Annotated in this window: 10 protein-coding genes and 1 pseudogene; 5 read left to right on the top strand and 6 right to left on the bottom strand. The window is 34.8% G+C overall.

Annotation, left to right across the window (positions count from 1 at the left end):
* Window positions 1-173 precede the first annotated feature (173 nt).
* The 4 genes from larD to larA are packed head-to-tail and all read right to left on the bottom strand — an operon-like array spanning window position 174 to window position 4,225.
* Complete coding sequence (gene larD / locus IGL93_RS07475; protein WP_002357197.1) at window positions 174-884, bottom strand: D/L-lactic acid transporter LarD; 711 nt, start codon at window positions 882-884, stop codon at window positions 174-176.
* A gap of 14 nt (window positions 885-898) precedes the next feature.
* Entirely contained in the window at window positions 899-2,173 is a 1,275-nt protein-coding gene (gene larC, locus IGL93_RS07470; RefSeq protein WP_002362001.1) for a nickel pincer cofactor biosynthesis protein LarC, read from the bottom strand.
* Window positions 2,170-2,913: a nickel pincer cofactor biosynthesis protein LarB gene (gene larB, locus IGL93_RS07465; protein WP_002379543.1), complete on the bottom strand. Its 744-nt coding sequence runs from the start codon at window positions 2,911-2,913 to the stop codon at window positions 2,170-2,172. The genes larC and larB overlap by 4 nt, the downstream gene beginning before the upstream one ends.
* A 37-nt stretch (window positions 2,914-2,950) precedes the next feature.
* The gene (gene larA / locus IGL93_RS07460; protein WP_002361999.1) at window positions 2,951-4,225 is read right to left on the bottom strand and encodes a nickel-dependent lactate racemase; all 1,275 of its coding nucleotides are present in this window, start codon (window positions 4,223-4,225) and stop codon (window positions 2,951-2,953) included.
* A 159-nt stretch (window positions 4,226-4,384) separates the two neighbouring features.
* Here larA and IGL93_RS07455 point away from each other — a divergent pair, with 159 nt between their 5' ends.
* The 5 genes and pseudogenes from IGL93_RS07455 to larE all read left to right on the top strand — a co-directional run bounded on the left by IGL93_RS07455 (window position 4,385) and on the right by larE (window position 8,487).
* Window positions 4,385-5,041, top strand: coding sequence for a Crp/Fnr family transcriptional regulator (locus IGL93_RS07455; protein WP_002361998.1), 657 nt, complete (start codon window positions 4,385-4,387; stop codon window positions 5,039-5,041).
* 18 nt (window positions 5,042-5,059) lie between these two features.
* Window positions 5,060-6,046 (top strand): cobalt transporter CbiM, encoded by a 987-nt coding sequence (gene cbiM, locus IGL93_RS07450; RefSeq protein ID WP_002361997.1) that lies wholly within the window; start codon window positions 5,060-5,062, stop codon window positions 6,044-6,046.
* A complete protein-coding gene (locus IGL93_RS07445) occupies window positions 6,046-6,831 on the top strand; it encodes an energy-coupling factor transporter transmembrane component T family protein (RefSeq protein ID WP_002394539.1) in 786 nt (261 codons plus the stop codon). Before cbiM ends, IGL93_RS07445 begins: the two co-directional genes overlap by 1 nt.
* Before the next feature lies 1 nt (window position 6,832).
* Window positions 6,833-7,546 carry an ABC transporter ATP-binding protein gene (locus IGL93_RS07440; protein WP_002361995.1) on the top strand — a complete coding sequence of 238 codons (714 nt, stop codon included), beginning with the start codon at window positions 6,833-6,835 and terminating at the stop codon, window positions 7,544-7,546.
* Window positions 7,547-7,651: 105 nt separating this feature from the next.
* Window positions 7,652-8,487: pseudogene (larE, locus tag IGL93_RS07435) on the top strand (ATP-dependent sacrificial sulfur transferase LarE).
* Window positions 8,488-8,671: 184 nt separating this feature from the next.
* Here the strand turns inward: larE and IGL93_RS07430 are convergent.
* Both IGL93_RS07430 and IGL93_RS07425 read right to left on the bottom strand, forming a co-directional pair.
* A complete protein-coding gene (locus tag IGL93_RS07430; protein ID WP_010775912.1) occupies window positions 8,672-10,594 on the bottom strand; it encodes an FUSC family protein in 1,923 nt (640 codons plus the stop codon).
* 108 nt (window positions 10,595-10,702) lie between these two features.
* The gene (locus IGL93_RS07425; RefSeq protein WP_010710266.1) at window positions 10,703-12,160 is read right to left on the bottom strand and encodes a helix-turn-helix domain-containing protein; all 1,458 of its coding nucleotides are present in this window, start codon (window positions 12,158-12,160) and stop codon (window positions 10,703-10,705) included.
* Window positions 12,161-12,330 lie beyond the last annotated feature (170 nt).

Raw genomic sequence — 12,330 nt, 5'->3', positions numbered from 1 at the left:
TAGTGAACTGGCTTTTGCAGAAAATCGATGACGAAAAAGCTAATAAATTAAATTCTTACTCTCTAAGACACAGAAAAAATCTTGTGATTAAAATAAAAATATATAAAATAGAAGAAATTTAGAGACTAGCTTCTATTTTATATATTTTTTTGTTTTAGAAATTTAGTGGTTTATTAGAATTTTAAGAAAAATTTTACGAAAAGTGTCGCAAAAATGGCTCCTAAAAACGGTGCAGTTCCGGGAACAATCAACCCATATTGCCAATCATTATTGGTTTTATTTTTGATTGGTAAAAGTTGATAGGCGATACGAGGACCTAAATCACGTGCTTGATTCATTGCGAATCCTGTAGTACCACCTAGCCCCATGCCGATTGCCCAAACAAGCAAGCCAACAGCAATGGGTAGTTGTGTTTCGTAGGAATGTGCAATCGCTAAAATAGATGTTAAAAAAATGAATGTTGCAAAAGTTTCAACAAAATAGTTTCTTGGTAAATTTCGTTGGTTCGGATTTGTAGAAAAAATATTACGAATAGCGATTGGATCGACACTATCGGCGGATAGCTTGAAATGATCAGCATACATAATATAAACAATGACGGCGCCACAAATGCCGCCTAACATTTCAGCGATGACATAGGGAATGAAGTAAGACCATGGAATCATTCCTAAAATAGCTTGAGCGAGGGCCATTGCTGGATTAATACAGACTCCGCCAAAGACGAACAGAACAACAGAGATTCCAAAAGCCCAAGTAGTGATTGCAAACATGTGACCAGAACCAGCGTATTTTGTTCGTTTTAGGACATCGTCGCAGTGAACACCTACCCCAAATACGATCATTAATGCAGTTCCCATAAATTCTGATAAGATATGATGAAACATAAGATAAAGCTCCTTTAATCAATAGTTTTGTTATTTAATGTTTGGACGAGGCGATAGACTTCCTCAATTGTAAAATTATATTGTTTAGCAATTCGTTCACAATCTTGGTATTCAATAGACTCTTTCAATAGGCCATGATAATGATTTTTTTTAATATGGACCTTACCAAAAGGTGTTTCCAAGATTTTGAAAGAACGGTCCATCACACTACGTTCCATTGTTTGAAAACGCATACCAATTGTAGAAGTATGTTTAAAGAGTAGTTCTGTAAAATATTCTTTTTCCTCTGTTGTTGTTAAAACCGTTAATAGAATGGCACTTCGGTTTTTTTTCATATGAATGGGCGTGAAAAAAACATCTAGAGCACCATGCTCCAATAATAGATCCATTACGTAACCTAACTGTTCAGGTGTTTGATTGTCTATATTTGTTTCAATTTTTAAAACTTGGTCATGGTGTTCTGTCCTCTTTTTTTTACTATGTGTTTCAGTAAAGATTGATCCTCTGAGGGCATTGAACTTGCCTGTTTCCCGTTTGCCAAATCCGTAACCTATTTTTTCAATTAATCGTTGTTCTGGTGCGACAAATAGAGGACTAAGTTCTTTAAAAATAGCTAAGCCAGTCGGTGTGACAAGTTCAGTTTTTATCTCAAAGTCTTGTTGAATGATTAAATTTGTTTCTTTACGTAATTCCATCACCGCGGGAACTGGTATTGGCATGACTCCATGGGCAATTGTGATAGTACCACTTCCATCTGTAATTGGCGTTGAATAGACTTGTTCAATCTCTAACTGTTCCCATAGGATAAAAAAGCCAACGATGTCAACAATTGAATCAATTGCTCCGACTTCATGAAAATGAATAGTGTCAATTGTTTGTTGATGAACAGCAGCTTCAGCTTTTGCAATGTCATAGAAAACATTTTTACTATGTTTTTTTACAAAATTGGACAAGTCGCTTTTTTCAATTAATGTATAAATATCTTTTAAATTTCTAGAATGGCTATGATGATGTGCATGTTCTTTCGTTTCATGATGTTCATTTTCGTGGTGAGGAGAGAGACTGTGTTTTATACCGTAATCCTTTTTTCCATGTTGTAGGAGAACATCGAAATCTGTTCCGTAAATACAACTTTTAGCAATTCGTTGGGCTTGAATGGTGAACCCATCGATGGGAAGTTTTTTTAATTCGATTAACAGTTTGTTTAAATCCCCGCCTAAGTCAAGCAACAATCCATTTAACATATCACCACTAAGACCAGAAAATGGTTCTAAAAATAAGCTTTTCATAGTGAAGACTCCTTTATTTGATTAATCATACTTGCATTATAAGCGGCACCAAACCCGTTATCTATGTTGACTACACTAACGCCAGAGGAACAACTATTTAGCATTCCTAAAAGAGCAGTCAGTCCTTGGAAATTGCTGCCGTAGCCTATGCTAGTAGGGACGGCAATCACTGGCACGCTAACTAGTCCGCCTAGCACGGACACTAGTGCGCCTTCCATACCTGCAATCACAATAACCACCGAAGCCTGTTGAATCTCATCTAGGTGAGCGAACAAACGATGAATGCCAGAAACGCCTACATCATAGATACGTTTTATTTGATTCCCGAAAGTTTCTGCAGTGATTGCTGCTTCTTCAGCAACGGACATGTCTGACGTTCCAGCAGTAACTATCGCAATATAGTTTTTTGTTGTAGTCTCCATTTGGTTGATAACGAAACAACGTGCAAGTTCATAGTAGGTTCCATGAGGAAAGTTCGACTCTAAAGGCTGGGCTTTTTGTTGTGAAACGCGAGTAACTAAAATTGTATTGTTTTCTTTTCTTAAGCTATTGATAATTTTGATGAGTTGCTCAATTGTTTTCCCTTCCCCATAAACGACTTCTGGATAACCAGTTCTTTCTTTACGCTGCGTATCAATTTTTGCAAAGTCTAATTCGCAAAAGCCATTTAATTTGTTTGTTGCTTCTTCTAAAGATAATTTTCCCTCTTTAAAAGCTCCTAAAATTTCTTTCGGTTGCATAATACAACGCTCCTTATTCCTGATTTCTCAAGGATCATTATTCTACAATGACAGACAAGCCATCTCGAATCACAGTCACTTTTGCATTTAGACCTTCTCTTTCAAATGCTCGCTCTAACGCTTCATCAAACGTTTTTGCTATTTCCATATGCATCGAAGTGATAAGCTCAGGATCAACAAGATCTGAAACAAAAATTATATGATGATGAACTAAAATTCGCGCTAAAATTTGCGAAGTCCATTGATCTGGCACGGTTTCTAATCGTGGTGTATGGATGGCTGCTTCTAAAAATTCGTTTGGATTTTTAACATTGGCAATATTTTCATAAAAACCTTCACCACCGTGACCATCACGACACCCAGCGACCATAATAATGACACCGCCGTCTTTATTGGTTGCTTCTGCAGCGGTCATCCCTTTAACTGCTTGATAAATGTTTTGATCAAGTGGAAATCCGCCATTCGTTGAAACCGCAATGTCGCAAGGAATTTTTTTGACACGGGCAATTTCTTTTACAAAGTTACAACCAACTTTATGCGCTTCAACCATATCGCCTGCAAAGGAACCAATAATTTTTTTGTCACCATCTAAAACGACATTAACAATAAAAGCTAGATTCGCTTTAGCGGCAGCGTAGACCATGTCATTATGAATCGGATTATCCGTTAAATTTCCTGTCCGTGAGTTGGAGGAATCAATAAATTCTCCAGAATGGTTAGCCATGATGGTTTTATAAGAAGCAATTCCAGGTAAAACAGATTTACGTCCACCAGAAAATCCTGCAAAAAAGTGTGATTCAATAAACCCTTCGGCCAGCAGTAAATCTGCTTCTGCTGCAATGCGATTAATGATACAATCGCCCCCTGAAGGTAGTTGACCGATTTTGACCATTGAGGAATCATCAGTAGAGATATGCATAACGATTTCTTCATTCTCTACAATCGCTTTACCATATTTGCTAATCAGTTCTTCTCGTGTAGAAGGGCGATGAAAGCCTGTAGCAACTAAAATCCGGATTCTAGCTGTTTTGTTCACTGAACGAATTCTACGCAAAATAATTGGGGTGATAATATGTGAAGGAACGGGACGTGTGTGATCGGAACTAATGAGGACAATGTCTTTTTTACCCTTAGCTAATTCTTCTAATGGAAGGCTTCCAATAGGATTGTCCAGCGATTTTTCGACTGTTTCTTTCTCAGTATATGGATTTGAAAAATGTTCAGCTTTTGATTCGAGAAGCCCAATAAAATTTTTATCGGGAATTCTTGCAGTAATCATTTTCTTGTCATAAGGTAGGTTAATTTCTACCATAGCAATCATCTCCTAAGTAATATTTTACGAGACTAAGTATAATGAAATTTAGGAATCACACAGTCCTTATTGTGGGTAACATTTGCTAACAAAAGGTTGGTGAGAGTGTTTATAATAGTTAACGAATCAAACAGAAACTTAGTCAAAGGAGTGACAATTATGGAGTCAGATTATCTTACAGCTTTCTTAGATAGAAAGAAGACACCGATTATCAAAAAAAAACGCCATACTTATCTCGCTTATCATGGATTGGAGGAAGCGTACACCTATGTATTAAAGAAAGGGGTCGTTAAGACGAGTATTATTTTAAAGGATGGACGAGAATTTAATCTGTCGTATATTGTGTCTCCTGACATTATTTCATTGTTACGTGATGAAGTATCAAATTATACATCTGCTCCTTTTAATATCCGCATTGAGTCGGAAGAGGCTAGCTTTTATCGGATACCAAGGACTGTATTTTGGGAATATGTTAGAGAAGATGCTGTTCTTCAAGATTATGTACGGGATTACTACCGAGCAAAATTATCGGAGAGTATTAGTTCCTTACAGAATATGACAATGAATGGTAAGAAAGGGGCTGTTTGTACTTTTATTTACCAATTAATTGATTTGTTTGGTGTACAGACAGAGGAAGGAATATTAATTGATTTTCAAGTAACTAATGAGGATATTGCGGGGTTTTGCGGGATTTCAACGAGAAATAGCGTAAACCGAATTATCCATGATTTAAAAGAGGAAAAAGTCATCGATATCAAAAAACAAAAAATTGTGATTTACGATCAAAGTTATTTAGCTGATTATATTGATCGATAAGATAGGAGTCTGACGAACATGCATATTCCAGAAAATTATTTAAGCCCACAAACTTGCGCAGTGATGGGCGCGATTATGGTACCCGTCTGGTACCGCGCTGTAAAAAAAGTTGACGTTCAAATTAAATTAAAAAAGGATACAGGGACCATGTTAGGGATTTCCTCCTCCTTGTCATTTTTAATAATGATGTTTAATTTGCCAGTACCTGGTGGAACAACTGCGCACGCTGTTGGGGCTGTTCTCATCGCATTATTGATGGGACCTTGGGCCGCGACGCTGTCTGTTTCGGTGGCTTTACTATTACAGGCTTGTTTATTTGGTGATGGTGGTATATTGGCTTTTGGTGCAAACGCCTTTTCTATGGCGTTTGTGATGCCATTCGTGGGATATGGAGTTTATAAGCTAGTTACGCGTGTAAAAAAATTTGAAACAATGGGTCTTTTCTTAGCTGGGTATCTTGGTGTAAATGTGGCGGCATTTTCTACTTCTGTATTATTAGGTATCCAACCCTTACTATTCCATGAAGCGAATGGTACGCCACTTTATAACCCATATGGTCTTTCTATAACTATACCAGCAATGATGAGTGTCCATCTGTTAGTAATAGGAATTGTTGAAGGTCTCTTCACCGTGTGTGTCTATAATTTTGTAAAAAGTGTGTCAAAAGATGCAATTTTTATCGAAGAAAAGAAGAAAAGGACTCCGTTGTTGCGATTAAAGAGACTGTTATTGGTTATGGTAATTTTATGTCCATTAGGTTTGATTGATCATGCCACTGCTTGGGGTGAATGGGATTTATCTGAATTAGTCAAGAATTTAAAACAGAATCATTTACCTGCAGTACAACCAAAAGGTATGGTGAATGGTTTTTCATTTCATGCACTTTTCAGTGATTACTTTATTCCAGGACTGCCATTAGCACTTGGGTATATTTTAAGTGGCGTAACAGCCATAATCGTTTTTTTACTCATTTTTCGTTTATTTAATGGAAGAAGGCAAAGTTGATGCCTGAATGGATGAAAGAATCTTCCACGTCCTTTGAACCTAATAAAAAAGAAACCTTTATGCTTAAAAATCGAAAAGGAATCCTTTTTTTATTAAATAAATTTCAGGTGAGTGGGAAACGCAATAAGACTATTCTCAGTGATATACACCCAGCAATTCAACTGATCAGTACTTTTTTACTAATTGTTTTAATCAGCACAGCACAAAAAGTTCTTGTTTTGTGGCTCTTAGGCATCTACCTAGGCATGTTACTTTTAGTTGAAAAACCAACTATTCTACGAAACATTGTCAAAAAAGCTAGTATCCTCATTTTGATGCCGCTGATTATCTATTTACCGATCTTTTTTTTAGGTCAATTTAGTTTATTATTTATTGTTCATTTGTTTTTTTTAGCCATAGTGATTAGTCAATATATGGAAACAACCAACATGAATCAATTTATAGCAGCATTAAAAATCTTTCATTTTCCGAATATAATACTTTTACAATTAGATATTACGATTAAATATATCTTTTTCTTTGGAAATCTCTTAATCCAACTGCTTGCCGCTGTAGAAGCTAGAGCAGTTGGTGGGAATATCCAGTTGAGTACGGGTAGTAATTTAATCAGTCTTATCTCTTTAAAATCTTTTACGTATGGGAAAAAGTTGGACATGGTGATGGAAGCAAGAGGATATACTGGTCAATATTATCGAGTAAAGCAACCATTAAAAACGAAAGATTTTTTGGTTAGTATTGCCTATCTTTTATTTTTCGGGGGGTTGCTTTATTTAGGGAGGAACTAATATGTATCGAGTAAATCATTTGGTTTATCGCTATCAAACGAAGCCTGTTTTTTCGCCTTGTAATTTGGAAATAGCCAGAGGAGAATATCTGGTTTTGATGGGAGATAACGGCAGTGGAAAATCCACTTTTTTAAATTTGCTCGCAGGTTTTTTAAAACCTTCCGAGGGAACGATTTATTTTATGGAACAATCATTAACGGCCTGGAAAAAAGACCCTATTCATAAAAAAAAGTATTATGCTCATTTGGGTATATTATTTCAAGAGACGGACACACAATTATTTAATGCAACAGTTTATGACGAATTGGCATTTGGCCCTAGACAGCTCCAACTATCCGAGCATGAAACAGCAAAAAGAATTAATGATTGTTTGAATTTATTAAAAATTACCCATTTAAGCAATCAAGTGCCTTATCAATTATCGGGAGGAGAAAAGAAAAAAGTGGCTTTTGCTAGTCTGTTAGTAATGAATCCAGACGTGTATTTATTAGATGAGCCGTTTGCTGGGTTGACAAAAGAATCGGAAAAATTATTTAAAAAGATAATAAAAAATCTGCATCAACTTGGTAAAACAATTATCCTTTCCACCCATGACTATTTGAGTATTTGCGAGGAAGCTGATTCCATTTTATTGTTTGATTCGGCTGTCACAAGGTACTCAAAGGAAGAGATAGAAGCCAATGCTAACTTGTTACAACATTTAAAACGGTATTAAGTGTACAAATATTGACAATAATTGATACTATGAATCGTGATTTTTTCTAATGTGGAGATGTCTATAATTAATTATGTAAAAGAAAATCAATAGGAGATGGTTTAAATGTCTGTCATGAAAACGAAAGAACAAAATTTAGTTCGCGAATTACAAAAAATGGATAAGTTGGCTGTTGCATATTCAGGTGGAATTGATAGCTCTTACTTGCTAAAAAAAGCTTTGGACACTTTAGGTGCTGAAAATGTACTTGCGGTTGTTGTAAATTCAGAATTATTTTCTGATGATGAGTTTGATAAAGCGGTTGATTTAGCTAATGGGTTGGGAGCAAATGTGTTAGGCCTTGAAATGAGCGAATTAGCGGATGATAGAATTGTTGCAAATAACCCTAATAGCTGGTTCTACAGTAAAAAATTATTATATAAAACTATTCGTTCGGCTATTCAGAAAGAGGGATTTGATGTTCTGGCCGATGGGATGATTATGGATGATAATACTGACTTTCGTCCTGGATTAAGAGCAAGAGATCAAGAAGGGGTCATCAGTCCGCTACAACAAGCTAAATTATATAAAATTGAAATACGTCAACTTGCTAAAGACGCAGGTATTTCCAATTGGAGTAAAGTTGCCTCATGTAGCATTGCTTCAAGAATTCCTTATGGCATTAAGTTAACACGCTCAGCTATTGATCAAGTATTTGCTAGTGAAAAATATTTACGGGAAATAGGTTTTCCAATTGTCCGTGTCAGAGCACATCATGATTTAGCACGGATTGAAATTCCAGAAGACAAACTTTCTCTGTTATTAGAAAACAGAGAAAAAATTGCAGATTATCTTAAAAAACAAGGATTTAATTATGTAACTTTTGACTTAGAAGGATTTAAATCTGGCCGAATGAATGATATCCTCACAGAAACTGAAAAAAAGTTTTTTGTGAATGTTAGACAGATAAATTTATAAAATTGAGTCGGTGTAACGGAGTCAGGACAGGGGTATTCCGTTACAAAAACCAAGTTTTCTGCTCGATTAGGTCGGTTGTTTTCATTGATTACTCTGCCAGTAGTTTATTAACTTTTAAGCCTAGGAAAAATTCCCTTTGGATTTTTCCTAGGCTTTTTGTCTATTTAATCATTTGATATTTGCTAAAAAGAAATTAGCTGTAGAATTTTTTAAGATTACCAGTGATTGTTCAATTTGAGGAAAATAAATGGATTGTTTGGACTGGTTGATTAGTCGATTATTTTTGGGATTCGTGAGTGAAAGTATTTGCTGTGAATAGTTAAATAACTCAGTGTTTAGTGTGTCCGGCCTAACTGGCGTTAATTTTTTTAAGTAGTGTTGTGTTTTCATAAGTTCTAAAAGAAGCTCTTCCATAGCAGTTTGCATTTCCAACAGTTGATCATTTAGTTGTTTTTGTTGCATTAAGCTTTCAGCAGAGGCATCGTTACTATAAATAGGAGATTCAAGAACAATTTCTTGAATAGAATAGTTTACTCTACGTTGTACTCGATAAGCTAGTACCCAAGCATCACTTGGTAACGTGGTCTCTTCATTGATTAACGCTAGCAAAATAGAGCTGATCGTTTTTGACCAACTATTGATATTTTTACGTAATACTTGACTATGCCATGTTGGGAAAATAAAAAACATAACAAAAGCAATCAGCGCACCAATAATTACATCAAAAACTCTTGTATAGCCTGCAGAACTACCACCTAATGTGAAAGTTAACCAAGTGGTCACACTTAGCATTAGAAATGCTTGACTTAATTTACGGACGCTTTCATACAATATAACTAGCAAACAAGACAATAGCATTGGCCATAAAGGATTTAGGTTTGTTAAGTTAGCAATTAATTGAGACAAAAAGATGCCTAAACAACCACCTAAAATAGAACCAATAGTTCTTGAAGTGATTTTACCGAGTGTACCATGATAACCTGGCATAACCATTAAACAACCAGAAATAACTACCCAGAATTCGTGATTAGCTAAAGGCAAAGGGTACATGTAATTAAGTATAAGCGAACAAAAATGACACACTAAACCTGTTAAAGCTAAACGAATTGCGAATCTAGCAGAGCTGCCTTTGTAAGAATGAAGGATCTCTTTGGCTTCTGCAAGTCCTTCTTTTGTGGGTAAGAAAGATTTAAATGAGATTTTTTTAGAGGTTTGTTTGTTTTGTATCAAAAGGATTGCTGATTTTATTTCGGTGTTTGCTGAAGCAAATTCTTGAAGAGGCAGGGTTAATTGTTCTCCTTTTAAAAAGAGTAGAATTGCTTTTAAAGCAGGAAGATTTTCAGCTGCATTGGTTGAATCTAACGAGCCTGCAATTGCATCTGCTTGTGAAACCAAGGGATAAATCCATGGTGTTTTTTGATGATTGACCCATGGCATCGTTTCAACAGATTCGCGTACTTTTATTCTGAAATGGACATAGCGTGCGGGTTTTCCTTGTGCTAATAAATATAATTGTTCATATAAATCGGCTACTAATTTTCGTGCTTCATTATTTTGCGGCTTAGAATAAAGACAATAGAACAAACAAAGGATGGACATACCTAAAATTATTGCACCCAGACCTTCAAAAGTTTGACCAATAGACAAATTGCCTTTTAATTGCGCACCAGCTAGTAAAGAAATGGTCCCAAAGAGACATCGAATATACAGACCAATACTAAAGTTTCTTACAATCCCTGAAAAATACAAACCAAGGACGAATAATAAAATAATGAATATACTTGACGACTGTAAAAGTATCCCCAGACTGGCACCAAGAAAAATCATTAAAATACCATCTATGGCACTTCTTTGTGGAGAGCCATGTCGTGGCAAGACACAAATTACAGTGCCCAAAAAGCTACCAACATTTACTAAAACAAAAGCGAAAGGAAAGACTATTGTTAGAACAGCACCAACAGCATTTGCAATAATGATACTAAGAACAAGAGCAAACCAGTTCTGTCTTGTATCAAAAGTTAGTATAGGACGACTATACGCCCAAGACGATTCTAAGAAGACCTCAAAAAATTTTTTGATAGATAATTTCACAAAACATTCCTTCTTTAAAAATTTATTAAAAGCTAAAAAATTATTCCTCTGCTAGTATACACCTCTAAAATTTTTTTTCAAATTTGCTCTTTTTAAGAAAACTCACAATCATAAGCCAACATTAAGTTTAGCCATATATTTTTGTTGAATAAATTCTGTAAGCTCATGCCAACTTTCTTCATTTTCAATGGAATCTAAGTAGAAAATATCTTGATTAGAAGTAGCTTTTTCGAAGGAATCTGTGATGATGATATCCGCATTTGTGAAGTCTTCGGTAATAGAGATTGCGTTTGTATTATATAAGGAGGATAACCGTGTTTTAATAAAATAACTTGCATAAAAATCTTTGATAATTTGTAAATAGATTCTCACTTGTACTTTTTTTTCGGACACAGACAATGTGTAAAGCAGTTGACTGAGTAACTCTAAATGCGTTTCTTGGTGAACTAATTTTGCCACCGTTCGTTTTATTCGATTAAAGTATGCCACATCTGACGGAGTACAAATTTCTGGCTGCGGTAAATAAAGTGTTAAAAAAGTATAATAATTGCCCTCCGTTAAAAAGTACCAAGCATTAAAAATAGAAAGGTAGTAAACGTATTGATAATCATGCTGATTTGTCAGTAAGTAGGCTACTTGCTTAAATAATTTTTTTGATAAGACACAATAAGGATGGTTAGATTCTATAAATAATTTTTCTATTTGTTTCGTTTGCTTTTCCGAAAAGATATAAGGAATAAAAATGCGAGATAAAAAATTAAAGTATAAAATTTCAGTTTTTCTTGTTTCGCATTGAATGTCAGCGAAAGAGTGTTCAAGAAAAAATAAAGTCACATGACTGTATTGATTGATCAGAATAAAAAAAGAATGCAGGTTTTTAGAGTGCGGCATCTTTAAGAAGTTTTGTGCACTTGTTCTAGTTTTAAATATCGCATATAAAATATAAAACGCTCTTTTCTTCATTCGGACATTTTTATAGGATCGTTCAAGAAGTTCATCGGGTAGACTTTTTTTTATTTCTTCAAGACTTATTTTAGAAAAAGGCCAAGCCAATTCTTGAAAGGAATCTTGTAGGAAAATGAAAGAAAACACTCGAATCGATAATTCATTGCCAGTTAATTGATAAATACCCTTAATACTAACGATTACTATATCAAAAATTTTAAAAAAGTTATTCAGTTGTTTCGTGATTTTTACCAGATAATGTTCAGAAATATATAAAACTTTAATTAATTCGTTTTTATCAATGGAAGAATGTGTGACCAATTGTACGCAATAATTAAATTGTACATTGTTTTTTAAAAGATTGAGTTTTAACGTGTAGGCGTATTCGACCGCGCTTTTTCGGTACGCTGGATTTACACAAACAATGCCATTATTGTTAGAGACAATAAAATGTTGGATTTGATAAGTATCCTCGAATTCTTGATTTATTTTTATCAGATTTTCTTTGACCGTTCTTTTTGAAATTTTTAAATTGGAAGAAATTTCATTTAATGACGTATGAGCTCGCTTCACTATATAAAATAAAATTTCTAGCTCATTCGTTAGGTAGGATGGAAACATGTTATGGACCTCCAAAAGTAAAATTTAGGTTCATTGTAGTCTACTTTCTTTAAATTTTTGTATTGATATGTTAACACAAGCGCAATAAGAAGCGGCCATCACAATTAATGTACAGCCTTATACATTAATTGTGTGTGGCAAAGCAATTTCAATGTTGATAAGCTAGCAGT

The organism is Enterococcus sp. DIV1328a, from assembly GCF_050536905.1.
Lineage (GTDB): Bacteria > Bacillota > Bacilli > Lactobacillales > Enterococcaceae > Enterococcus > Enterococcus faecalis.
This window is presented reverse-complemented; position numbering and strand designations above follow the sequence as displayed.